This window comes from Azospirillum sp. B2RO_4, from assembly GCF_051124815.1.
Classification (GTDB): domain Bacteria; phylum Pseudomonadota; class Alphaproteobacteria; order Azospirillales; family Azospirillaceae; genus Azospirillum.
In genome coordinates this window covers 667,532-690,045 of the sequence record NZ_CP118485.1, presented here as the reverse complement: position 1 = coordinate 690,045, position 22,514 = coordinate 667,532, and the positions used below count along the sequence as shown (strand labels likewise).

Here is a 22,514-nt window from a genome sequence, read left to right as displayed (position 1 = left end):
GGTGCAGGCGGGGCGGCGGGCTTGCCGAAGCATCGGCCCGACCCCAAGCTTGTAGACGGTGAGGTTCTAGCCCAGACCGTCCGGCCCACCAACACCAGCCTACCAACAAGGGAGAGATCGGGATGACACCGCAAGCACCGACGACGCAGGAACTGGCGGGCAAGACCTGCGAGCCCTGCCGCGGCGGGATACCGCCGATGGACCGGGAGATGGCCGCCTCCTATCTGGTGCAGGTGCCGGGCTGGGTCCTGAAGGAGGATCCCGACCGCATCGAACGCGACTTCAAGTTCCCCGACTTCGCCCAGGCCCAGGCCTTCGCCGTCCAGGTCGGCGACCTCTGCGAGGCGGAAGGCCACCATGCGGAGATCCGCTACGGCTGGGGCCACTGCTCGGTCGCCTTCTGGACCCACAAGATCAGTGGGCTGCACGAGAACGACTTCGTCATGGCCGCCAAGGTCAACGGGCTGGCCGATACGCCCTATGTGCCGGCGTCGGTGGGGACTCCGCCGCCGCCTTATGTGCAGGGGGCGTGAGGCGCAGGCTTCGGTTGCCCCCTCCCTCCCACGGCGTCGCCGCGGGTCCCTCCCTCCCCCGCCCTCGGCCGACCGAAGGTCGGTCCGATCGCGGGAGAGGGTCAATTTGCAAAGCTGCGGTAGTCCCCTCTCCCTCGAAGAGGGGGAGGGTCAGGGAGGGGGCTAAGTGCTGCCCTACCCCCACAGCTCCGCGACCGGCGGCTGGACCACCGCACCGTCATAGACCAGCCCCGGGTCGCGGTCGCGGGCCAGCAGCAACGGGCCGTCCAGATCGACGTAGCGCGCGCCCTGCCCCACCAGCATCGCCGGCGCCATGGCGAGCGAGGTCGCAACCATGCAGCCGACCATCACCTCGAAGCCCATGGCGTGGGCGGCGCGGGTCATCGCCAGCGCTTCGGTCAGGCCGCCGGTCTTGTCCAGCTTGACGTTCACCACCCGATAGAGCCCTCGCAGACGCTCCAACGACTCCAGCCCATGGCAGGATTCGTCGGCGCCGAGCGGCACCGGACAGTCGATTCCACGCAACGCCTCGTCCTGGCCGGCCGGCAGCGGCTGCTCGATCATCTCGACGCCCAGCCCGGCGAGCACCGGGGCGAACTGGTGCAGTTGGTCCAACGTCCAGCCCTCGTTGGCGTCGACCACCAGCCGCGCGGCGGGGGCGGCGGCGCGGACGGCGCGGACGCGGTCGAGATCGCCCTCCCCCGTCAGCTTCATCTTCAGCAGCGGATGGCGCGGCGCCCGCTCGCGGGCCGCGGCGGCCATCGCCTCGGGTTCGTCGACGCTCAGCGTGTAGCAGGTGACCAGCGGCCCCGACGGCTCGGCCAGCCCGGCGAGTTTCCAGGCCGGCACGCCGCTGCGCTTGGCCTCCAGGTCCCAGAGCGCGCAGTCCAGCGCGTTGCGGGCGGCGCCCGGCGGCATCTGCCGGGCCAGCGCGTCGCGGTCGAGCCCGCCGGCCACCGCCCCGGCCATCGCCTCCAGCGCGGCGGCGACTCCGTCGACGCTCTCGCCATAGCGGGCGTAGGGCACGCATTCGCCGCGGCCGCGGTGGGGGCCGTCGGTCACCTCCGCCACCACCACCGCGGCTTCGGTCTTGGTCCCGCGCGAGATGCGGAAGGCGCCGCGGATGGGGAAGGTTTCCCGACGGACGGTCAACTGCTGGGCAGACATTGCGAACCCCGAAACGGAACAGGGCCGGGAGTGTATCCCGGCCCCGTTCCCGAAGGCGACAGTGAAGACGGCGGGATCACCGCTCCTGAACGATGACCCCATACCAGCCGAGCCCCTTGTAGGTCTCGTAGCCGGGCGTCAGGGCGTAGCCGACCAGACGGTTCTTGTCGTCGATATAGTGCCCCATGGTGGAGGCGCTGCGGCGCAGCGGCACCGTCTCGGTCAGCAGGCCGCGGCCGTCGGACGAGGCGATCACCCGATGGCGGGCGTCGAGCAGCAGGCAGCGCGACTTCTCGCGTTCGCCGGCTTCCAGCCGAACGCCCTCGACCACCGCGGCGGCCTGCGGCTCCCAGTCGAAGAAGATGCCGAGCACGCCGATGGCGTCGCCGTCCGCCTCGCCGTCGCGGCGGATAGCGGTGGCATAGGTGGCGACGACGCGGTCGTCCAGGCTGCGGTTGCGGGCGACGTCGCCGACGGTGAACTCGCCGCCGTTGCGGGTGGCCAGCGCCTGGCGGAACCACGGCTCGTCCGACACGTTGGCGCCGCGCGCACCGGGATAACGGTCGGGCCGGCCGTTGGCGATGACGGTGCCGTTGCGGTCGGCGATCCACAGGTCGAGATAGACGGTGTAGGATTCCAGGATCACGCCCAGCCGGCGCGAGGCATGGCGGCGCGCCTCCTCCGTCGGGTCGGCGGCGCAATCGACCACCGCGCTGTCGGTCGCCCACCAGCGCACGTCGCAGGACCGCTCATACAGGTTGCGGTCGATGATCTCGATCATGTTGAGCGACAGGTCGGCCAGCCGCTTGCCGTGCATCTCCTGCACCATGGCGCTGCCGGTGGTGGTCAGATGGTCGACGCGGGCGACGATCTCCGACCGCAGCTCCTTGGTGATGCTGTTGACCTGGGTCGAGATCTCCGACACCTCGTTGGCGACGACGGCGAAGCCGCGCCCGGCGTCGCCGGCCCGCGCCGCCTCGATCAGGGCGTTCATGGCCAGCATCTTGGTGCGCCGGGTGATGTCCTCGATCAAGGACACCTTCTTCGACGCAACATCCAGCACGCCCCGCGACAGCTCGAAAAGATCGGTGCCCGCCATGCTCATCGTCTTGTCCCCCGTCATGACCGTCCCTGCATCCTCCAAATCAAAAGCCGTGCCAACGGTCACCGGCGCCCCGTGAACGGCCCGCCCTCCCGGTTTCCGCGGCGCTTGGCCGCAGATGACATGACGCCATCCGGCATTTCGGGGGAGTTGTACGGTTAAGCTGCTGAAACAGCAGGCATGCTGGCGTCGGGTTGCTCAACAGGTTGCGAACTTGCCATGGGCGCGGCATCCATGTTGCCGACACGTAACACGAATTCTTCGCAAATTCGCAACAAAAATTCTTATCTGAGGAGCAACGCGCCAGATCAATTCCGCATTGCAAAATCCCATGCACATGCTGTGCACATTCGCCGGGCAGTTGATGCGGAGCACGTCACCGCCCCGCAGGAAATGCACCACCGAAAAGCCGTCAGGCCACGCGGTGCATTTCGTCCAGGAAACGCTGGACCTCGCGGGTCAGACGGTCGGCCTCGGCGGCCATGCGTTCGGAGGCGGCGAACACCTCGTGCGCGGTGCCGCTGGTGCGGCCGGCGGCGTCGGTGACCTCGCGGATGTCGTCGGAGACCGCACGGGTGCCGGCGGCGGCCTGTTCCATGTTGACGACGATCTCGCGCACGGCGGAGCCCTGCTGCTCAATCCCGGCGCTGATGCCGGCGGCGATCTGGTTGATCGACTGGATGGTGCGGCCGATGCCGACGATGGCGCCCACCGCCTCCTCGGTGGAGGATTGGATGCCGGCGATCTGGGCGGCGATGTCGCCGGTGGCCTTGGCGGTCTGGTCGGCCAGCCGCTTCACCTCCTGCGCCACGACGGCGAAGCCCTTCCCCGCCTCGCCGGCGCGGGCCGCCTCGATGGTGGCGTTTAGGGCCAGAAGATTGGTCTGGCTGGCGATGTCGTTGATCAGGGTGATGACGTCGCCCACCGTCCGCGCCGCGCCGGACAGGTTGCCGACCAGCGCGTTGGAGCGCTCGGCCTCGCCCGCCGCGTCTTCCGCGACCTGGGCGACCTCGCCGATCTGGCGCGCGATCTCCGCGATGGAGGCGGACAGCTCCTCCGTCGCGGCGGCGACGCTGCCGACATTGCTGCCGGTCTGGGCGGCCGACGCCGCGACCGACGATGCCTTGCCGGTGGCCTGGGTCGCATCCGTCTCCATGGTACGGGCGGAGACCTCCAGCTGGTGGGCGGTGTCGGCCACCTCGCTGCACACGCTCTGGATCTGGCCTTCGAAGCGCTGGGTCACGCCGGCGAAGCCCGCCACCTTCCGCGAGATGCTCTCCGTCGCCGCATTGATGGTGCGGCTGGCGTGCAGGAAACCGCCCTGCATGCCGCGCAGCATGATCCGGCGGAAATACTTGTGTTCCGAAACCGCGTGCATGGAGGCGGTCGCCTCGCGCACGAAGGCGTCGGTGCGGTCGATGGCGTCGTTGGTGGCGTGCATCAGCTCGCCGAGCGCCCCGCCCTCGCGGATGCCGATCACCCGCGCCTCGAAATCGCCGGCGGAGATCGCACGATTCACGCGGGTCAGCTGGTCCACCACCGCACAGGCGCGGCGCAGGAACAGCACCGCCCCGCCGATCGCCGCCAGCCCGGCCGCGGCCAGCCCGGCGCGCAGGGCGATCCCGCCGAGCCCAAGCAGGTCGACCGTCAGCAAAGCCGCCAGCGCCACCCCGCCCAGCATCGCCAGACCGCCCGCCCGTGTCAGGGAAGATGCCCTGAGGGAAGACGACTTAGAGGGAGAAGACGAATTCGTCATACCCGATCCCCTTCTCCGCCAGCAGGGCGAGGACGGCGGCGAATCCCGCCTCCATCCCCTTCTTGCGGTCGGCATGGCTGTTTTCGATGTCCAGAAGCTGGCGGTAGAGCGGGATGACCTTCTCCAGCGCCGACCGCTCCGGCACGCGGCGGGAGGAGTGATAGCCGATCACCCGCCCTTCGGCGTCGAAGCTGGGCGTGACATGGGCAAAGACCCAGTAATGATCGCCGTTGCGGGCGCGGTTGACCACATAGGCGAAGATTTCTTTCCCCGCCGCCAGCGTGTCCCACAGCAGCTTGAAGACGCAGCGCGGCATGTCGGGATGGCGGACGATGGAATGGGGGGCGCCCATCAGGTCCGCCTCCTCATAACCGGCAACCCGCTGGAACACCCGGTTCGCGTAGGTGATCCGCCCCTTCAGATCGGTCTTGGAAACGATGACTTCATCCGGGTCGAAGAAGCGTTCCACCCCCGTCAGGGGGACGTCGCGTCGTGCCATATGCCTTCCGGTCTCCCGCTTCCAGACCTGCCCCGCCCAGAGCGGCATGGTCCTGTGTGCGCCGTATTGCAGCGCGAACCGGGCGGCAGGAACGGATTATTTCCGGATCGACATGCCGCGCGATGCCCCGCACCGCGGGCGCCGCAACGAAATGCACTTTAATGTGACGGAAGCTGTCAGGAAAGGCCCTACCCATTGCGGTGCCGAAATATTTGGGTGACCATCATCCGGTTGGATGAGTATCGCCTATTCCGGCGGATAGGGGATGGTCAGCAGCCGGCCGGCCGGCGGGTTGTCCACCGTCACCACCGTGCCGTCGGGCCAGCGCACCTCGACCTGCTCCACCTCGTGCAGGGCGCCCAGCCCGAAATGCGCCACCGGCTCGCCCTGGCAGAGATAGCCGGACCCGGCGCTGACGACCCGGCGCTGCCGGCGGCCACCCGCGGTTAGATTGACGACGGCGCCGCGGGCCGGCGCGCCATAGGGGGTCAGCGGCTGCACGCGCAGCCAGCCATTGTGCGAGGCGGCCGGACGGTAGATGGACAGCGGCTGCGCCACGGCATCCGGCCCGCCATGGGCGGTGCCGTGCGCCAGCACCAGTTCCAGCCGGCCGTCGCCGTCGATGTCGGCCGCGACCGCGCCGGTGCCCAGCCCCTTCGGCTCGGCCGCATCGCCCAGCTCCAGCTCCTGCCACTGGTCGTTGCGCCAGCCGAACAGGCGGTTGGGTTCGCCATGGGCATGGAAGAACAGCTCCTCATAGCCGTCATTGTCGAAATCGGCGGCGACGACGGTGAAGATGCGGCCGGGCATCGACATGTCGGCGCCGGCAGATTCGATGAAGGCGCCGCCCATACGCTGGTGGAACAGGCGCTGCGCCCCATCCCAGGTGCCGACCACCAGATCGAACAGGCCGTCGCCGTCGACATCCAGCGCCGCGACCGCGCGTCCGGACGGCCGCGAATCGGCGATGCCGCGTTCCTCGGCGATCTCTTCGAAATTGCCGTCGCCCAGGTTGCGGAACAGCTGGTTGGGGCCGCCGTCGTTGACCGTCACCACATCCATATGGTCGGAGACGATGGGCAGGGTGACGACGCCGCGCGCCGCGCCGATGGAGTCGAGACCGGCCTCCTCCGCCCCATCCTCCAGCCGGCCGCGCCGGGTCAGCTCATAGAGGCGCAGCGGCCCGCCGTCGGTCGCCACCAGGAAGCCGTAGCGGCCATGCCCCCAGCGGTCGAGCGCCGCCACCGCGCCGGCGGCGGTGTGGTTGGCCGCCCCGGCATTCTCCGCCTGGGCGAAAAGGTCGAGCCAATGCTTGCCGAAACAGGCGAACAGCCGGTCGGCCATGTCCTTGGCACCGGTGGCGCGGTCGCAATTGACGACGTAAAGCTCCTCCCGCCCGTCGCCGTCGATGTCGGCGGCTGCCAGCCCCATGGCGGGACTGGAGGGATCGGCGATCAGCGGGGTGGCGACGTCGACCAGACGGCCGTCGGTCCATTTCAGGACGAGGTTGGCGGTGCGGTAGCCGGCCACGACCAGCTCGAAGGCGCCGTCGCCGTCGATGTCCGTGACCGCAATCCCGTTCGAAGGCCGCGGCGGGTTCTCGGCGAGCAGCGACGAGCAATCGAGGAACATATGCACCCTCTTGTCCCGTGGTCGGTCCACCCTCGCCGCCCGCAACAGGCCTTTGGAGCCATTGGGCTTTCGAGCGGTGTATCCCTGTTGATACCCCGTCCCCGCCCGGCCGTAAACCCGGACGGAGGATCAGGGACGGCCTATGCCCGATGCCGCAGCCCGAATCCGCGCGGCAGGATCGTCTCGCCGGAAAGAAAAATCCCCCCGGCGCCGTGACGCCGGAGGGATTTCGCCAAGCGGATATCGAACGGTCGAAGGCCGGGTTCGCTCAGATGCGCTTCTTCGCGCCGGCATTGCCGGCCGCACGCTTGGCCGCAGCATCGTCGTTGCCGGCCGGCTTTTCCGCCGGCTTGGCGGCCGCCGCGGCCTTGGCCTGCTCGCGGGCCGGCAGTTCGATGTTGACCTCCAGCGTCGAACAATCGCCGCCGCGGTCGAGCTTCACCTCGACCTTGTTCTCGTCGATGTTGACGTATTTGGCGATGACCGCCAGCAACTCCTGCTGGAGCATCGGCAGATAGTCGGGGCCGCTGCGCCCGGCGCGCTCGTGCGCCATGACGATCTGCAGACGCTCCTTGGCCTGGACGGCCGACGCGCGCGGGGCGGCGCGGAAGAAGTTGAAGATGCTCATGCGCTCCTCCGCAGGAGCCGGCTGAACAGGCCCTTCTTCTGGGGGGTGACGAAGCGATGCTCGATGTCCTCGCCCAGGAAGCGGCCGACCGCGTCCGAATAGGCGAGACCGGCGTTGGAGACCTCGTCAAGGATCACCGGCATGCCGACGTTGGAGGCGCGCAGCACCGCCTGGCTTTCCGGAATGACGCCGAGCAGCGGGATCGCCAGGATCTCCAGCACGTCGTCGACCTTCAGCATCTCGCCGCGCTCGACGCGCTCCGGGTCGTAGCGGGTCAGCAGCAACTGCTGCGTCACCGGCTCCAGCCCCTGTTCCGCCCGGCGGGAGCGCGAGTTCAGCACACCCAGGATGCGGTCGCTGTCGCGCACCGACGACACTTCCGGGTTGGTGACGATGATCGCGTGGTCGGCGAAATAAAGCGACATCAGGGCACCACGCTCGATGCCGGCCGGGCTGTCGCACAGGATGTAGTCGAATTCCTTCGACAGCTCGTTCAGCACCTTCTCCACCCCCTCGCGGGTCAGCGCATCCTTGTCGCGCGTCTGCGAGGTCGGGAGGATGTACAGGTTCTCGATCCGCTTGTCCTTGATCAGCGCCTGGTTCAGCTTCGCTTCGCCGTTGATGACGTTGATGAAGTCGAAGACCACACGGCGCTCGCAACCCATCACCAGATCAAGGTTGCGCAGGCCAACGTCGAAATCGATGACGACCGTCTTGAAGCCGCGAAGCGCCAGCCCGGTCGCAAAGGCCGCGGACGAGGTCGTCTTGCCGACACCGCCCTTGCCGGAGGTCATGACGATGATCTTGCTCAACGGAGCCTCTCCCATAATCCCAAAGTTGCCGTCACCGATACCAAACACCGTCCGGAGATTTCAGCCCCCGAACAAGATTCCGTCGCTTCAGCTTTCAGGCGGTCTTCAGCAGGTCCATGCTGAGGACGCCGTCGCGCAGGAAAACCTGCACGGCTTTCTTGTAAAAGTCACTGCCGATGTCTTCGCTGACACGGTAATTGCCTGCGACCGATAGCACCTCCGCCTCCAGGCTGTGGCAGAAGATGCGGGCGTTGCCGTCGCCGGAAAATCCGGCCAGCGCCCGGCCTCGCAGCGCGCCGTAGACATGGATGTTTCCGTCGGCCAGCAGTTCCGCTCCGGGCGAGACGGAGCTGGTGACGATCAGATCGGTCTTCTCGGCATAGACCCGCATGCCGGAACGCACCGGCTCGGTCACCACCACCGTCGGGCGGTGGACCACCTCGATCAGCACCTGCGGCGCCGGGATCGGCGTCTGCTGATCCTGTTGCCGCGGGTCGGGGGCCTTCACCACCTCTTCCAGCTTGGCGGCGCGGCCCGACGGCATCGGCGTCAGCCCGACCGTCATCGCCGCCTCGCGCACCGGCTGCGGCCCGCCCTGGAAGCCGACCGGCAGCAGATGCAGCGCCTGCACCTGCGCCACGAAGGCGCCCAGATCGAAGACGATGCTCTCCGGCAGGTCGTCGAAATCCAGCACCACCGGCGCGTTGCGGAAGAAGTTGGGTGCCTGCCGCACCTTGACGTTCAGTTGGGTGAAGAAATCCGGCGATGTCGGGGCGAAAACCTTCAGCACCATCATGGTGAAGGAGTTGCCACGCAACTGGAACGGCGCATCCCGTTCGGCGACCTGACTGGCGCTGCTCACCGTAGCCTTCCCGTTCGTTCCTGCCGCCCCGTGCCGTGCATCCGGTTTACCCGTGCGTCCGCAACCGCCCCAGGGCCGCCCCGGTACACCCGTCGCGCAACACCGGCATCGAGCCAGCCAATCAGCGCCTTCTAGCCGTCCACACCGGTCGGATTCAAGAGTTTCCCCGTCCGCCGGGGTGACAATCGAAAGCCGCGCCGCCGCTTGGCCCTGGGCAAACGCCCACCCTCCCCGGCCCTCGCCCGATGCGACGACCTGGGATCGCAGCCAGCCACCAGGGTGGACAGGCCAGGGTTGCAACTTGACTTTCGATTTCCCCCGTGGCCGACCATAGTAATGAAAGCGCACGACAGCGGCAAAGCCTTTCGGTTGCCTCCGCCGGAAGGCTATCCCGCCGCCGGTCCGGCTCGGCGGAAAGGGTTACCAAGCCCGCTCTGGCGGCTTTCCTGCGGCACCCACACCACATCTGGTATGAATATTTTGCGTCGGCCGCAATTTTGCCTGACGCCGCGCGTTATGACCGGTACAGTCAGGTTGCGTGGCTTTCAACGACGATGAGGTTCTCTTGCACCTTGTTTCGCCCATAGAGCACCTCCCCCGTCGGCCCGCACCGGCATGTCCGGACCCGGCACGCCATCCGGCCGCAGTGCCCGGCAAAGCACCCATCACCGCGCATCCATGCGACCGATCGAGCCTCCCCCCTGCGGGAGGCTTTTTTGTGCCCAATTCCGGCGCCACCCCCACCATTCGAGGAGATGCGACATGGCCAAGCGTTCGAGCAAAGGCATCGCTGCGGCGGACGACTCCACCGTCCACCCGCTTTTCCCCGGTATGACGGCCCCCGCCGCCTTCGGCTGGGACCCGCTCGGTGGGAGCGAGGATCGCCGCGACCAGAGCTATCTCCGCAAGGTGAAGCCGCAGAACCCCAACCAGAAGCTTCTGATGGACGCCATCAAGACGCACAATCTGGTGGTGGCGCTGGGGCCGGCGGGCACCGGCAAGACCTACATCGCCATCTCCTCGGCGGTGGAGGCGCTGGAATCGGGCAGCGTCGACCGGATCGTCCTGTCCCGCCCGGCCATCGAGGCGGGCGAGAGCATCGGTTACCTGCCCGGCGACATGCATGAGAAGATGGCGCCCTTCCTCCGCCCGCTCTACGACGCGCTGACCGACCGGCTGGGGTCCAAGCGGCTGCGCACGATGATGGCCGACGGCACCATCGAAATCGCCCCGGTCGGCTTCATGCGCGGCCGCACCCTGAACAACGCCTTCGTGGTGATCGACGAGGCGCAGAACTGCACCTATGCCCAGATCAAGATGCTGCTGACCCGGCTGGGCTGGCATTCCACCATGGTGCTGACCGGGGATCCCGACCAGACCGACCTGCTGGACAACCTGTCCGGGCTGGCCGACATCGCCCGCCGGTTGGAGGCGGTGGAGGGAATCGCCGTCGCCCGCCTGACGGAGAAGGACATCGTCCGCCATCCGCTGGTCGCCAGCATGCTGACGGTCCTCTGATCCCTCGGAATCGTCCTGGGGTTGTGCGGGAGCTGCGGCCGCCGCATCTCCCGTCGGTTCAACGGCCGGCATTCGCAGGACACACCCTACTATGGTTGCAATAATGACATTCCGATGAACGAAAGGTAAGATATACGAACATTACGACTTGACGAGCAGCCCCCTTCCGGCAAAAGTCCCGAAAATTTTATGGACATCGCCGTTTCGTTGCCGGAGGGGGTTGCCGCCGTGACCGTTGCCTTGTTCGAACGCATCAGCATCAAGGGCAAGATCGCACTGATCCTGGCCGCGGCCGGCCTTGGGCTGGTCCTGGTCGCCGCGGTCAGCCTGATCGGCCTGCGCGCGGAGATGATGGCCGATCGCCAGGACAAGACCCGCAACGTCGTCGAGGTCGCCCACAGCCTGATCGCCCATTTCGAGGCGCAGGAACGCGCCGGCACCCTCCCCCGCGACGCGGCACAGGCCCAGGCGAAAATCGCGCTCAAGGCCCTGCGCCACGATGGCGACGAGTATTTCTTCATCACCGACCTTGCCCCGCGCATGATCATGCACCCGATCAAGCCGGAGCTGGACGGCACCGACGTGTCGCGCAACGCCGATCCGAACGGCAAGCTGCTGTTCCAGGAGTTCGTGCGGGTGGTGAAGGCCGACGGCGCCGGCTTCGTCGACTATCTCTGGCCCAAGCCGGGGTCGGCCCAGCCGGTGGCGAAGCTGTCCTATGTCAAGGGCTTCGCCCCCTGGGGCTGGCTGATCGGGTCGGGCATCTACATCGACGACGTCGACGTCGCCTTCCGCCATGCCGCGCTGCGGCTGGCCGGGACCGGGCTGCTGATCGCGCTCGCCGCCGTGCTGCTCGCCCTGCTGGTCAGCCGCGCCATCGTCCGGCCGCTGGACGGGCTGGGCCGCGTCATGCAGGATCTGGCCGGCGGCAACAGCGCTGTCGCCGTCCCCGGACTGGACCGCGGCGACGAGATCGGCGCGATGGCCCGCACGGTCGAGGTCTTCCGCGTCCAGCAGATCGATCTCGCCCGCCATTGGGACCGGCAGAAGATCGAACATCGCGTCACCGAACAGCGCGCCCAGGCGCTGAAGCGGCTGACCGACCGCTTCGACGCCACCATCGCCGAGACGATCCGCACCGTCGGCAGCGCCGTCGGCACGCTGGAGACCACCGCCCGCGCCCTGTCCGCCACCGCCGACCGCAACCGTCGCGAGGCGACCTCCGTCGCTAGCGCCTCGCAGCAGGCCAACAGCAGCGTGCAGACCGTCGCCTCGGCGGCGGAGCAGCTGACCGGCTCCATCGCCGTGATCGGCGAACAGGTGGTGACCTCCTCGGCCATCTCCACCCAGGCGGTGGAGGCGTCGCAGAAGGCGGGCGAGCGGATCGACGGACTGGGCCAGGCAGCCCAGAAGATCGGCGAGGTGGCCGATCTGATCGCCGGCATCGCCGGGCAGACCAACCTGCTGGCCCTGAACGCCACCATCGAGGCGGCGCGCGCCGGCGAGATGGGCAAGGGATTCGCCGTTGTCGCCGGCGAGGTGAAGACGCTGGCCAACCAGACCGCCAAGGCCACCGAAGAGATCGCCCGCCACATCGCCGACGTGCAGGAGGCGACGCGTGCCGCCGTCGCGGCGATCCACGAGATCGGCGCCATCGTCGCCCGCAGCGACGAGATCGGCACCTCCATCGCCGCCGCCGTCCAGCAGCAGGGCGCCGCCACCGGCGAGATCGCCCGCAGCGCCGGCGAGGCGGCGGAGGGCACCCGGCAGGTCTCCACCAGCATCGACGCGGTGTCCGGGGCCGCGCTGGAGACCGAACGGTCGGCCGACGCCCTGCTGGAGGCCGCCGGCGGTCTGTCGCAGCAGGCGCAGGGGCTGCGCGGGATGGTCGATGCCTTCCTGGTCAATGTCGGGGCGATCAACTCCGCGCCGCTCACCGCCCTGCATGACGTGCCGTCGGAAGGGTCGGAGCTGTTCATGCCCTGGACCGACGGCCTTGAGGTCGGCGAGGAGGTGATCGACACCGACCACATGATCCTGATCGCGCTGATGAACGAAGCGGCCTCCCTCGCCCAGAAGGCCAAGGCCGGGCCGAAGGGACGGGAGGGCGGCAACCGCCGGGCATTGGCCGAGGCAGTCGGCCGGCTGCTGGCCTACACCGACCTGCATTTCGAGCAGGAGGAGCGGCTGATGGACCAATGCGGCTATTCCGACGTCACCACTCACAAGGCCCAGCACGAGGCTCTGCGCACCCGTGCCGGCGAGTTGCGCCGCCGCCTCGACGCCGGCGAGTCCGTGGCCGACGAGCTGCTGGCGCTGCTGCGCGAATGGTTGTTCGAGCATATCCAGCGCGCCGACAAGCGGATCGGCGAGCATCTGGCGGCGACCGGCCACAGCATGGAGGCAAAGGCGGCCATGGCGGCGAAAGCGGCCTGACCGGCGCATCGCCTGCGCGATGTCGGCTGCGCAATGGCGCCGCGCCCCCTTGACCTCGGCTGCGGACGGCCCCATTCCTGACGGACCATGAAGACACGACTCCTGCGCATCGCCGCCGCCTCCGCCCTCGCCATCGCCGTGTCCGCCGGGATCGCCTGGTGGCAGGTGCGCAACGCCGCCACCACGGTGGAAAGCGGAACGAAGTCCGCCGTGCCGATCGGCGGTCCCTTCACGCTGACCGATCACACCGGCAAGTCGGTCACGGACGCCGATTTCCGCGGCAAGTATATGCTGATCTATTTCGGCTATACCTATTGCCCGGACGTCTGCCCGACCGAGCTGGGGGTGATGACCCAGGCGCTCGACCAGTTGGGGCCGAAATCGGAGCAGGTCCGGCCGATTTTCATCACGATCGACCCGGACCGCGACACTGTGGCGCACATGAAGGACTATGTGGGCCTGTTCCACCCCCGTCTGGTCGGCCTGACCGGCACGCCGGAGCAGGTCCGGGAGGCGGCGCGCGCCTATCGCGTCTATTATGCCAAGGCCCCGCAAAAAGATGGAAAAGCCGACGACTACCTGATGGATCACTCCAGCTTTATTTACCTGATGGGGCCGGACGGGAAGTTCGTCGGGGTGTATCCCGGCGGCACCACAGCCGACAAGATCGCCCAGGATCTGTCGTCCCGCATCGGGAGCTGAGGGGGGCGGACCGGCCCCGGACCGGGTGAAAAGCGGCGAAAAAACCCTGAAAAGCGGTCATACCACCGGGTTTTTTCGCATGCTGGAGCGGGACAACGCGCCGCAGCGCGGCGAAATCGGTCACTTTTCCGCTCTTTTCTATATTTTTCAAAGACTTACACCACAGGTTTTGCGACTTGACAGGGTAGCGCCCCGCCCGTATGGTCTCGCCGCTTTCGCATGGCTGCGAGCCAAGCGTGATTGAGAGGCGCAATGGACAACAAATCGCCCCCCGATCCCTTGGATGACCTCGAAGCCCGGTTGCGGAAGGCGCGTGAGGGACAACGCGGCTGGTCGGGCGGACCCGGTAGCAAATACCACCGTCCGCCGCAGGGCGCTCTCGCCACCGCCTGGCGCATCGGGACTGAACTGGTCGCTGCCATGATCGTCGGCGTCGGCGGCGGGCTTCTGCTCGATCGCTGGCTCGGCACCGCGCCCTGGGGACTGATCGTCATGTTCTTCCTGGGGGCTGCGGCGGGAGTCCTGAACGTCTACCGGGCCGTAACCGGCTTCGGCATCGCCGCCGGCTACCGCCGGCCCACTGGGGACGACAACGAGCGCCAAGACGGCGACGCACACTGAGCGAGGACGACCTTGGATCCGCTGCACCAGTTCCAAATCAACCCGTTGTTCCAGATCGTGCTCGGCGGCTACGACGTGTCCTTCACGAACTCGGCCTTCTTCATGGTCGTGGCCGTGGCGGCGATCTACGCCCTGCTGGTCATGGGCGTGGCGAACAAGTCGATGGTTCCGGGCCGCCTGCAGTCGCTGGCCGAGATGTTCTACGAGTTCGTCGCGAACCTGGTGCGCGACAACGCCGGCCACGACGCCCGCCCCTATTTCCCGTTCGTGTTCTCGATCTTCATGTTCGTGCTGATCGGCAACATGATCGGCATGATCCCGTACACCTTCACTTTCACCAGCCACATCATCGTGACGTTTGCGCTGGCGGCGACGGTGTTCGTGTTCGTGACCATCCTGGCCCTGATGAAGCACGGCCTGCACTTCTTCTCCTTCTTCATGCCGCATGGCGCTCCGATCGCGCTCGCCCCGATCCTCATCCCGATCGAGGTGATCTCCTACGTGATGCGCCCCGTCAGCCTCTCGATCCGACTTTTCGCCAACATGATGGCGGGTCACACGATGCTGAAGGTCTTTGCCGGCTTCACGGTCATGATGATCAGCGGTCTCGGCGCGCTGGGCTTCGTCACCGGCCTCGTCCCGCTGGCGATCAACGTCGCCCTGACCGGCTTCGAGTTCCTGGTGGCTTTCCTGCAAGCCTACGTCTTCTCGATCCTGACCTGCCTGTACATCCGCGACGCCCTGGAACTGCACTAAGCAGCGCCTGACGGTCGCCGGACTAGAGTTCACCAACAGTTCCAACAAGTTCACCCTTACCTAGAGGAAGAGAGTACTATGGATCCTCAAGCCGCCAAGTTCATCGGTGCCGGTCTTGCCGTTATCGCCCTCGCCGGTGTCGGCCTGGGTATCGGCAACATCTTCTCGACGCTGATCGGCTCGATCGCCCGCAACCCGGCCGTCCAGCCGAAGGTCTTCCCGATCGGCATTCTGGGCTTCGCGCTGACGGAAGCCGTCGCGCTGTTCGCCCTGCTGATCGCCTTCCTGATCCTGTTCGCCTAAGGCCAGAGCGGCTTTTCAAAAAAACAGCTCTGACGCGGCGCCGGGCTTCCTGATCGGAGTTTCGGCGCCGCTCCTTTGCCTAGGGGGACCGATCATGCCGAACCTGTTGGCCAAAGGCCGGCTGGCCCGCTGGTCGGGAGTGGCGGGCGCTTCGCTCGCCACCCTCACCACGATGGCCGGCACCGTCCTGGCGGCCGCGGCGGAGCACGCTCCGGACGCGGCGCACGGCGGCGAGCACGCTTCCGGCGGCCTGCCGCAGCTCAATCCCGCCAATTTCCCGACCCAGATCTTCTGGCTGGCTCTGACCTTCGGCGTTCTCTACTACCTCATGTCCAAGAAGGCGCTTCCGCGCGTGGCCGAGGTTCTGGAAGCGCGGCAGGAGCGCATCTCGCGCGACCTCGCCAAGGCCGCCCAGTTGAAGGAAGAGGCCGAGGCCATCCTGGCCCAGGTCGAGAAGTCCCTCGCCGGCGCCCGCAGCCAGGCCCAAGGCGTCATCGCCGAGGCCAGCGCCGAGATCGAGGCGAACAACCAGGCCCGTCAGGCCCAGCTGAACGCCGATATCTCCGAACGCCTGCGTACTGCCGAAGCCTCCATCGCCGCGGCGAAGGAACAGGCTCTGGCCAACATCCGCGCCGAGTCGACCGGCATCGTCCAGGACATCACCGGCCGTCTGGCCGGCGTCGAGGTCGATCAGGCCCAGGCGGATGCCGCCGTCGCGGCCGTGCTTGAGGAGCGCCGGGGATGAACGCACCTGAATTTTGGGTAGCAATCGCCTTCGTCATCTTCGTGGCCCTGGTCTGGAAGAAGGCGTCGGCCGCCATCGGCACCATGCTGGATGGCCGTGCCGAGCGCATCCGCTCCGAACTGGACGAGGCCGAGCGTCTCCACCGCGACGCCCAGGCCCTGCTGAACGGCTACCAGAGCCGTCTGGCGGATGCCCAGAAGGAAGCGGAGGCCGTTCTGGCCCATGCCCGCGAGGAAGCCGCCCGCCTGCGCAGCCAGGCCGGCAGCGATCTCGAAGCGTCCTTGAAGCGTCGTGAGGCCCAGGCCATGGACCGCATCGCCCAGGCGGAAGCCGCGGCGCTGGCCGAGGTCCGCAACCTGACGGTCGACATCGCCATCGGCGCCAGCAAGCGCGTCCTGTCCAGCGGCCTGCCCGCCGCCCAGGCCGACAAGCTGATCGAGCAGTCGATCAGCGAGCTGCCGAAGCATCTGCACTGATCGGTCCCCCGATCGATCACCGGCATTTGGCGATCAGCCGGGTTCCGCGGCAATGATTGTTGCGGCGTGAACAACGGACTTTGGAAAAACCCCGGCCTATGCGCCGGGGTTTTTCTTTGCTCGAATGGAAGGGTCGCCGCGCCCCCTCTGCCCTCCCCTATCGCCCGGCCGGAGTTCCGTTCACCGATGTCCGATATCGCTCCGCTCCCTGCTCCGTTCCCTTCCGTATTCGTCTCCCACGGCGCTCCCACGCTGATCCTGGAGACCAGCGCCGGACGCGACTTCCTGGCCGGGCTGGGCCGCAGGCTTGGCCGGCCGAGTGCGATCCTCGCGGTCTCGGCCCATTGGACCACGCGTATGCCGGCGGTCAGCGGGGCAACGGCGCCGGAGACCATCCACGACTTCTACGGCTTTCCCGACGCGCTCTACCGCATGCGCTACCCGGCACCGGGCGCGCCGGCGCTGGCGGAGCGGGTGGCGGAACTGACCGGAGCCGCCGTCGATCCGTCGCAGGGGTTGGATCACGGCGCCTGGGTGCCGCTGATGCTGATGTATCCGGAGGCCGATATCCCGGTGGCGCAACTGTCGGTGATGCCCGGCCGCAGCGCCGCCGACCACATCGCGCTCGGCCGGGCGCTCGCCCCCCTCCGGCGGGACGGCGTGCTGATCCTCGCCAGCGGCGGCGCCGTGCACAACCTGCGGGAGTTCCGTTTCGGCGGCACCAGCGCCGCCCCGTGGGCAACCGGCTTCGCCGGCTGGCTGGACAGGACGCTGGAGGCCGGCGACGCCGAAGCGCTCGGCAACTGGCTCGACGCCAGTCCGGATGCCCGCCGCGCCCACCCGACGGACGAGCATTTCCTGCCACTGCCGGTGGCGCTCGGCGCCGCCGGGCCGCGGCCGAGGACCGAGCGGCTGCATGGCGGATTCGAGCACGGCAGCCTGGGCATGCACGCCTATGCGTTCACCGACGCCCACGCCGACATCGGCGCCGACATAGGCGCCGATACTGGCACCGCCTGATCTTTGGCGGTACTCCGTCGCACACTTGTCTGTTTGCCTGAGGGGATAGCCAAGCTACAATCCGCGCCGCGCGGCGACCGGCCGCTCATTGCGCAGCGACAGGCTGCTCATTGGTTGTGGCCGGACGGACGCGGAAATTGTCAGGCACAGCGCGAGCGGGAGTCGGTGTGAAGCGGAACGGCATTCTGTCCCGGAGCGGCCGCCGGACCCGATTCCGCGACATGACCGTGTCGGCGCGGGTGGGCGCGGGCTTCGGCATCGCACTTGGGCTGGTGGTCCTGCTGGCCCTGGTCGGGCTCGGCTGGTTCTACGCGGTGTCGCGCGACATCGGCGCCTTCTCCGGCCGCGCCGACCTGTCCCAGGTCGCGGCCGACGCCGACGTCAGCCTGCGCGACCTGGAGGTCGCGGTGCGCGACCATCTGACCTATGGCGACGACCAGAGCCTGCTCGACGCCTCCTGGCGGCACGATACGCTGCGCGAGCGGCTCGATGCGCTGGCCAAAGGCGTGGTTGAGACGGCAGACCGGCAGGCGGTGGCCAAGGCCCATGCCTCGTTGGAGGATTATTGGGCGGCGGTGCAGAAGCTGATCGCTCTCCGCAGCGACCGCAACGGCCAGATGACGGGCGTGCTGGAGCCTCTGGTCGCCGAGACCCGGCAGAAGCTGAACCAGCTCAAGAATGCCGGCGGTGTCGATTCGACCGCGCTCGCCAGCGATGCCGCCATCGCCACCCTGCTGATGCAGGAGCATCTGACCCGCTACATCGACCGCCGCGATCCCCAGGATGCCGAGGCGATGCGCGCCCAGTTGGCCGTCGCCCGCGAGCGTCTGGCCGAGATGAACCGCTACCTGTGGGTCCCCGGCACCAAACAGGCCATCGACGGGGTGACCGCGCTGCTGGCGAAGGCGGGCGGCGTGCTGACGGCGATCGAGTCCTCGGTGGTCGAGGAAGACAATCTCCGCGCCGAGGCGATGGCGGCCAACGCAGCCGGCATCGCCGCCAATCTGGGCGAGATCCGGCGGCGGGCGGAGGCCGGGACCCAGGCCCTGCGCGGCACGCTGGGCAACGGCCTGTCCGGCTACACCAGCGTCGCGCTGTGGATCGGCGGCCTGATCCTGCTGGCCGGGCTCGTCGCGCTGTGGCTGGTCCAGCGCAGCGTCGCGGTTCCGGTGAGGACGATGGCGAACGCGGTGACGGCGCTGGCCGCTGGCCGCACCGACGTCACCCTGCCGGCGCTGACCGGCCGGGACGAGATCGCCACCATGGCCCGCGCGGTGGAAGCGCTGCGCGGCACCGCCGAGGACACCGACCGCGAGCGTCGCGAGGCGGAGGTCGAACACACCCGCCTGCTGCGTGAGAAGGCGATGGCCGAGGCCGCCAGCCGGGCCAAAAGCGACTTCCTGGTCAATATGGGCCACGAACTGCACGGCCCGCTGACCGAGATCGTCAACGCCAGCCAGACGCTGATGACCGACCTGCACCGGCTGGGCGTCGATGAGCTGGCGACCGATGTCGAACATATCCAGTGGACCGGCGAGCAGCTGACGACCCTGGTCGACGCCATCCTCGATTACGCCAAGGTCGAGGCCGGGGCGATGGATGTCTGCCTGCAGGATTTCGACATCAACCGGCTGCTGACCGAGGCGCGCGAGCGTTCGATGCCCGCCGCCGACCTCTACGGCAATGCCCTGGACCTGTCGGCGCCGGCCGGGCTGGGACAGATGCATTCGGACTTCACCAAGGTGCGGCAGACCCTGCTGAACCTGCTGGACAATGCCTGCAAGTTCACCCAGGACGGCACCGTCACGCTGTCGGCGGAGAAGGTGGAGCGCGACGGCGCCCGCTGGTATCGCTTCACCGTCGCCGACACCGGTCGCGGCTTCCCCACCGCCCAGACCGGCCGGCTGTTCCAGCCCTTCGTCCAGGGCGCCGGCAACGGTGCGGTGGCGACCCGCGGCCAGGGCAAACCGCGCGGCGCCGGATTGGGGCTGACGCTGGTCGGGCACTACACCGCCATGCTGGGCGGCGACATCGAGGTGGCGAGCGAGCCCGGCCAGGGCACCCGCATCACCATCGCCCTGCCCGCCGTCTATGAGCCGCCGGCGGAGGAGCGCCCGCTTCAGGTCGAGGCGGTCGGCAATGCGAAGCCGCTGCTGCGCGTCGCCAGCCTCAAGCCGGCCGGTCATCTCGCCACCAGCACCTCGATGACGCAGATCGGGCCGTAACGCCTGCCGGTCAATAGCGCGGGCGCGCGGTGTCTTCCGGCGCGTCGCCGTCGTCGATCGGCTGGCCGTACTTCATCCGCCGCATCTTCTCCGCCACTCGCGCGATCTCATCGGGCGGCAGGATCACCGGCTCGCCGAACTGCTGGGCATGGAGATACTGCCGGGCCAGCGTCTCGACCTCCACCGCCAGCGCCAATGCGCTCGCGACAGTGACGCCCAGCACGATCATGCCGTGATTGGCCAGCAGGCAGGACAGCCGCCCCTCCAACGCCGCCAGGGCGTGGTCGGACAGTTCCTGCGTGCCGAAGGTGGCATAGGGCGCGCAGCGGATCGAATCGCCGCCGGCCAGCGCCACCATGTAGTGGAAGGACGGGATGCCGCGGCCATGCACCGCCAGCGCGGTGGCGAAGGTCGGATGGGCGTGAAGCACAACCGTCACATCCGGCCGCGCCCGCAGGATGTCGCGGTGGATCCGCCATTCCGACGAAGGGCGCCGGTTGCCGAGATAGGTGCCGTCGAAGCCCATCTCGACGATGTCGGCCGGAGCCATGGCATCATAGGCCACGCTGGTCGGCGTGACGAGAAAGCCGCCGTCGATCCGGTGCGACAGGTTCCCCGACATGCCCTGATTGACGCCCAGCCGGTTCATGGCGAGGCAGCCGTCGATCACGGCCTGACGTTCGGCGAGGTTGCTGGTCATGGCGGGCGCATCCGGGATGGTGGGAGCGCCAAGGGGGCCATGGAGCGGGGATGGGGTCAAGGGGGACGGCGAGCGCGTCCCCCTGAAACTCCTTACTCCGCCGGTGTCCCGTGATGGCGGTGGCGCACCTTCTCGCCGGTGACTTCCTCGACCCACAGCGAGTGGTGCTCGCGCGCCCATTGCAGTTCGACCTGACCGTCGCCCATGGCGGCGAAGGCGCCTTCCATGCCGATGGAGCCGATGTAGATGTGGGCCAGGATGATGGCGATCATCACCACGGCAATCGCGGCATGGGCCAGTTGGTAGAGCTGCAACTCCTCCAGCGAGGCGAAGCTGAAGGGGAAAACCAGCTGCACGCCGGTGAAGCCGAGCGCGGCACCGCCGACCACGGTGGCCCAGAAGATGACCTTCTGGCCGCCGTTGAACTTGTGCGCAGGCGGGTGGACGCCCTTCGAGAACAGGCCGCCGGCCTTCAGGAACCAGGTCAGGTCATGGCGTGACGGGATGTTGTGCCCGACCCACATGACGAAGATCAGCGCCACACCCAGGATGAAGGCGAAGCCGAGGAAGTTGTGCGCCAACTTGCCGTAGTGGGACAGGGCCGCGAACGGCTCCGGCCCGATCAGCGGCAGCAGCGTGTAGCGGCCATAGAGAACATTCAGGCCGGAGATGGCGAGCACGACGAAGCTGCCGGCGGTCATCCAGTGCACGCCGCGCTCGAAAGCGTTGAAGCGCTGGATGGTGCGGCCGGTCTTCTCACCGTCGATGCGGATGCGGCCGCGGACCAGGAAGAACAGCGCCAGCAGGGCCAGGATGCCGCCCAGCACCCAGGAGCCATACCGGCTGAGCGGCCCGTTGCGCACGGCGCGCCACGCCTCGCCTTCCGACTGGATCAGGACGCCGGCCTGCTTGTTGGGGATCGAGACGGTGCCCTGTTCCCCCAGCCGGATGCCGTGCCACGTATCGCCCAGGCTCTGGCCCGGGACCTGGGTCGGCACCAGCGGACCGTCGCGGTCGACCTGCTGCTCCGCCACCGGCCCGCCGACGCGGACGCTGGACTGGGCGGCGGCCGGCAGCGCGATGCTGCCGGCGACACCGATCCCGAACAGCAGAGCGGCAACAGCCGACTTCATGCGATGACCTTCCATCGGACGCTCCCTATCGCACGGCCTGATAGGCGGTGCGCTGTTGCAGCGCCCGCAACTGCTCGGCGGTCAGCGGCGTGTCGGCCGCCCCCTGGTAGACGCCCTTGTCGAGATGGACCGGGCGCGGCGCCCCGTCCTCCTGGCAGCCGGCCAGCAGGACCGCGGCGCCGAACGCCAGCAGGACGAGGCGCGTCACCGTCACAGCCCCTGCTTCTGCATGGGCTGACCGCCAGCCGCGCCGCCGGTGCCCTGGAACAGCGATCCGCCGGGCTGGCCACGCTCCTGACCCGACTTGGTCTGATAGGCGGTGCCCCAGCCCCAGGCGCCGGAACCGAAACCGCGGGCGGCCACGCGCTCGCGGTAGATGTCCGATACCTTGTCGGCGTCACCGGCCAGCAGAGCCTTGGTCGAGCACATCTCGGCACAGAGCGGCAGCTTGCCTTCGGCCAGACGGTTGCGGCCGTACTTCTTGAACTCCGCCTCCGAATTGTCGGCTTCCGGCCCGCCGGAGCAGAAGGTGCACTTGTCCATCTTGCCGCGGGTGCCGAAGTTGCCGGCCTGCGGGTATTGCGGCGCGCCGAACGGGCAGGCGTAGAAGCAATAGCCGCAGCCGATGCACAGGTCCTTGTTGTGCAGGACCACGCCCTCGGCGGTCTGATAGAAGCAGTCGACCGGGCAGACCGCTTTGCAGGGCGCGTCGGAGCAATGCATGCAGGCGACCGAGATCGTCCGCTCCCCCGGCCGGCCATCGTTGATGGTGACGACGCGGCGGCGGTTGATGCCCCAGGGCACCTCGTTCTCGTTCTTGCAGGCGGTGACGCAGGCGTTGCACTCGATGCAGCGCTCGGCGTCGCACAGGAATTTCATCCGGGCCAT

General features: G+C 68.1%; 23 protein-coding genes. 11 read left to right on the top strand and 12 right to left on the bottom strand.

Going from position 1 to position 22,514, the window contains the following annotated elements; genetic code table 11:
- Positions 1 to 122 precede the first annotated feature (122 nt).
- On the top strand, positions 123 to 533 hold the full coding sequence (locus PWS46_RS03165; protein WP_434617926.1) for a 4a-hydroxytetrahydrobiopterin dehydratase: 411 nt from the start codon (positions 123 to 125) through the stop codon (positions 531 to 533).
- 174 nt (positions 534 to 707) lie between these two features.
- On the opposite strand, the gene dgcA is transcribed toward PWS46_RS03165, so the two are convergent.
- From dgcA to minC, 8 genes are all read right to left on the bottom strand, one after another.
- Positions 708 to 1,700: an N-acetyl-D-Glu racemase DgcA gene (gene dgcA / locus PWS46_RS03160; RefSeq protein ID WP_434617924.1), complete on the bottom strand. Its 993-nt coding sequence runs from the start codon at positions 1,698 to 1,700 to the stop codon at positions 708 to 710.
- Between the two features lie 76 nt (positions 1,701 to 1,776).
- The gene (locus tag PWS46_RS03155; RefSeq protein ID WP_434617921.1) at positions 1,777 to 2,823 is read right to left on the bottom strand and encodes a methyl-accepting chemotaxis protein; all 1,047 of its coding nucleotides are present in this window, start codon (positions 2,821 to 2,823) and stop codon (positions 1,777 to 1,779) included.
- A 391-nt stretch (positions 2,824 to 3,214) separates the two neighbouring features.
- Positions 3,215 to 4,483 (bottom strand): methyl-accepting chemotaxis protein, encoded by a 1,269-nt coding sequence (locus tag PWS46_RS03150; RefSeq protein WP_434617918.1) that lies wholly within the window; start codon positions 4,481 to 4,483, stop codon positions 3,215 to 3,217.
- Between the two features lie 49 nt (positions 4,484 to 4,532).
- The gene (locus PWS46_RS03145; protein WP_085088452.1) at positions 4,533 to 5,057 is read right to left on the bottom strand and encodes a PAS domain-containing protein; all 525 of its coding nucleotides are present in this window, start codon (positions 5,055 to 5,057) and stop codon (positions 4,533 to 4,535) included.
- A 246-nt stretch (positions 5,058 to 5,303) separates the two neighbouring features.
- Positions 5,304 to 6,689, bottom strand: coding sequence for a CRTAC1 family protein (locus PWS46_RS03140; protein ID WP_434617915.1), 1,386 nt, complete (start codon positions 6,687 to 6,689; stop codon positions 5,304 to 5,306).
- 268 nt (positions 6,690 to 6,957) lie between these two features.
- Positions 6,958 to 7,317: a cell division topological specificity factor MinE gene (gene minE, locus PWS46_RS03135; RefSeq protein WP_434617912.1), complete on the bottom strand. Its 360-nt coding sequence runs from the start codon at positions 7,315 to 7,317 to the stop codon at positions 6,958 to 6,960.
- A complete protein-coding gene (minD, locus tag PWS46_RS03130) occupies positions 7,314 to 8,129 on the bottom strand; it encodes a septum site-determining protein MinD (RefSeq protein ID WP_085088446.1) in 816 nt (271 codons plus the stop codon). The genes minE and minD overlap by 4 nt, the downstream gene beginning before the upstream one ends.
- Positions 8,130 to 8,223: 94 nt before the next feature.
- On the bottom strand, positions 8,224 to 8,991 hold the full coding sequence (gene minC, locus PWS46_RS03125; protein WP_434617909.1) for a septum site-determining protein MinC: 768 nt from the start codon (positions 8,989 to 8,991) through the stop codon (positions 8,224 to 8,226).
- Positions 8,992 to 9,753: 762 nt separating this feature from the next.
- On the opposite strand from minC, the gene PWS46_RS03120 reads away from it, so the two are divergent.
- The 10 genes from PWS46_RS03120 (at position 9,754) to PWS46_RS03075 (ending at position 19,793) form a co-directional block, all read left to right on the top strand.
- Positions 9,754 to 10,509 (top strand): PhoH family protein, encoded by a 756-nt coding sequence (locus PWS46_RS03120; RefSeq protein WP_434617906.1) that lies wholly within the window; start codon positions 9,754 to 9,756, stop codon positions 10,507 to 10,509.
- A gap of 228 nt (positions 10,510 to 10,737) precedes the next feature.
- The gene (locus PWS46_RS03115) at positions 10,738 to 12,945 is read left to right on the top strand and encodes a bacteriohemerythrin (RefSeq protein WP_434617903.1); all 2,208 of its coding nucleotides are present in this window, start codon (positions 10,738 to 10,740) and stop codon (positions 12,943 to 12,945) included.
- Between the two features lie 87 nt (positions 12,946 to 13,032).
- Entirely contained in the window at positions 13,033 to 13,647 is a 615-nt protein-coding gene (locus PWS46_RS03110) for an SCO family protein (RefSeq protein WP_434617900.1), read from the top strand.
- Positions 13,648 to 13,899: 252 nt separating this feature from the next.
- Entirely contained in the window at positions 13,900 to 14,268 is a 369-nt protein-coding gene (locus PWS46_RS03105; protein ID WP_434617897.1) for an AtpZ/AtpI family protein, read from the top strand.
- A gap of 12 nt (positions 14,269 to 14,280) precedes the next feature.
- Positions 14,281 to 15,024, top strand: coding sequence for a F0F1 ATP synthase subunit A (locus PWS46_RS03100; RefSeq protein WP_295827244.1), 744 nt, complete (start codon positions 14,281 to 14,283; stop codon positions 15,022 to 15,024).
- Between the two features lie 78 nt (positions 15,025 to 15,102).
- Positions 15,103 to 15,327, top strand: a complete 225-nt coding sequence (locus tag PWS46_RS03095) for an ATP synthase subunit C family protein (RefSeq protein WP_012973363.1) — start codon at positions 15,103 to 15,105, stop codon at positions 15,325 to 15,327.
- A gap of 94 nt (positions 15,328 to 15,421) precedes the next feature.
- Positions 15,422 to 16,072: a F0F1 ATP synthase subunit B family protein gene (locus tag PWS46_RS03090; RefSeq protein ID WP_434617893.1), complete on the top strand. Its 651-nt coding sequence runs from the start codon at positions 15,422 to 15,424 to the stop codon at positions 16,070 to 16,072.
- Complete coding sequence (locus PWS46_RS03085) at positions 16,069 to 16,548, top strand: F0F1 ATP synthase subunit B family protein (protein ID WP_434617890.1); 480 nt, start codon at positions 16,069 to 16,071, stop codon at positions 16,546 to 16,548. Before PWS46_RS03090 ends, PWS46_RS03085 begins: the two co-directional genes overlap by 4 nt.
- Positions 16,549 to 16,734: 186 nt before the next feature.
- Positions 16,735 to 17,568, top strand: coding sequence for a DODA-type extradiol aromatic ring-opening family dioxygenase (locus PWS46_RS03080; RefSeq protein WP_434617887.1), 834 nt, complete (start codon positions 16,735 to 16,737; stop codon positions 17,566 to 17,568).
- A gap of 221 nt (positions 17,569 to 17,789) precedes the next feature.
- Positions 17,790 to 19,793, top strand: coding sequence for an ATP-binding protein (locus PWS46_RS03075; protein WP_434617884.1), 2,004 nt, complete (start codon positions 17,790 to 17,792; stop codon positions 19,791 to 19,793).
- 10 nt (positions 19,794 to 19,803) lie between these two features.
- Here PWS46_RS03075 and PWS46_RS03070 read toward each other — a convergent pair whose 3' ends face one another.
- The 4 genes from PWS46_RS03070 to fdh3B all read right to left on the bottom strand — a co-directional run bounded on the left by PWS46_RS03070 (position 19,804) and on the right by fdh3B (position 22,514).
- The gene (locus PWS46_RS03070) at positions 19,804 to 20,493 is read right to left on the bottom strand and encodes a class II aldolase/adducin family protein (RefSeq protein ID WP_434617881.1); all 690 of its coding nucleotides are present in this window, start codon (positions 20,491 to 20,493) and stop codon (positions 19,804 to 19,806) included.
- Positions 20,494 to 20,585: 92 nt separating this feature from the next.
- Positions 20,586 to 21,626, bottom strand: a complete 1,041-nt coding sequence (locus PWS46_RS03065) for a formate dehydrogenase subunit gamma (protein ID WP_434617878.1) — start codon at positions 21,624 to 21,626, stop codon at positions 20,586 to 20,588.
- Between the two features lie 25 nt (positions 21,627 to 21,651).
- The gene (locus tag PWS46_RS03060; protein ID WP_434617875.1) at positions 21,652 to 21,834 is read right to left on the bottom strand and encodes a hypothetical protein; all 183 of its coding nucleotides are present in this window, start codon (positions 21,832 to 21,834) and stop codon (positions 21,652 to 21,654) included.
- A gap of 2 nt (positions 21,835 to 21,836) precedes the next feature.
- A complete protein-coding gene (gene fdh3B, locus PWS46_RS03055) occupies positions 21,837 to 22,514 on the bottom strand; it encodes a formate dehydrogenase FDH3 subunit beta (protein ID WP_434617872.1) in 678 nt (225 codons plus the stop codon).

Excerpts from the sequence above, each read along its gene's own strand:
- PWS46_RS03155 (WP_434617921.1), bottom strand. The coding sequence starts at position 2,823 with ATGACGGGGGACAAGACGATGAGCATGGCGGGCACCGATCTTTTCGAG.
- PWS46_RS03090 (WP_434617893.1), top strand. The coding sequence starts at position 15,422 with ATGCCGAACCTGTTGGCCAAAGGCCGGCTGGCCCGCTGGTCGGGAGTG.
- fdh3B (WP_434617872.1), bottom strand. The coding sequence starts at position 22,514 with ATGGCCCGGATGAAATTCCTGTGCGACGCCGAGCGCTGCATCGAGTGC.
- PWS46_RS03110 (WP_434617900.1), top strand. The coding sequence starts at position 13,033 with ATGAAGACACGACTCCTGCGCATCGCCGCCGCCTCCGCCCTCGCCATC.
- minE (WP_434617912.1), bottom strand. The coding sequence starts at position 7,317 with ATGAGCATCTTCAACTTCTTCCGCGCCGCCCCGCGCGCGTCGGCCGTC.
- PWS46_RS03095 (WP_012973363.1), top strand. The coding sequence starts at position 15,103 with ATGGATCCTCAAGCCGCCAAGTTCATCGGTGCCGGTCTTGCCGTTATC.
- PWS46_RS03080 (WP_434617887.1), top strand. The coding sequence starts at position 16,735 with ATGTCCGATATCGCTCCGCTCCCTGCTCCGTTCCCTTCCGTATTCGTC.
- PWS46_RS03065 (WP_434617878.1), bottom strand. The coding sequence starts at position 21,626 with ATGAAGTCGGCTGTTGCCGCTCTGCTGTTCGGGATCGGTGTCGCCGGC.
- PWS46_RS03145 (WP_085088452.1), bottom strand. The coding sequence starts at position 5,057 with ATGGCACGACGCGACGTCCCCCTGACGGGGGTGGAACGCTTCTTCGAC.
- dgcA (WP_434617924.1), bottom strand. The coding sequence starts at position 1,700 with ATGTCTGCCCAGCAGTTGACCGTCCGTCGGGAAACCTTCCCCATCCGC.
- PWS46_RS03085 (WP_434617890.1), top strand. The coding sequence starts at position 16,069 with ATGAACGCACCTGAATTTTGGGTAGCAATCGCCTTCGTCATCTTCGTG.
- PWS46_RS03070 (WP_434617881.1), bottom strand. The coding sequence starts at position 20,493 with ATGACCAGCAACCTCGCCGAACGTCAGGCCGTGATCGACGGCTGCCTC.
- PWS46_RS03075 (WP_434617884.1), top strand. The coding sequence starts at position 17,790 with ATGACCGTGTCGGCGCGGGTGGGCGCGGGCTTCGGCATCGCACTTGGG.
- PWS46_RS03165 (WP_434617926.1), top strand. The coding sequence starts at position 123 with ATGACACCGCAAGCACCGACGACGCAGGAACTGGCGGGCAAGACCTGC.
- PWS46_RS03120 (WP_434617906.1), top strand. The coding sequence starts at position 9,754 with ATGGCCAAGCGTTCGAGCAAAGGCATCGCTGCGGCGGACGACTCCACC.
- PWS46_RS03105 (WP_434617897.1), top strand. The coding sequence starts at position 13,900 with ATGGACAACAAATCGCCCCCCGATCCCTTGGATGACCTCGAAGCCCGG.
- PWS46_RS03140 (WP_434617915.1), bottom strand. The coding sequence starts at position 6,689 with ATGTTCCTCGATTGCTCGTCGCTGCTCGCCGAGAACCCGCCGCGGCCT.
- PWS46_RS03150 (WP_434617918.1), bottom strand. The coding sequence starts at position 4,483 with ATGCTGGGCGGGGTGGCGCTGGCGGCTTTGCTGACGGTCGACCTGCTT.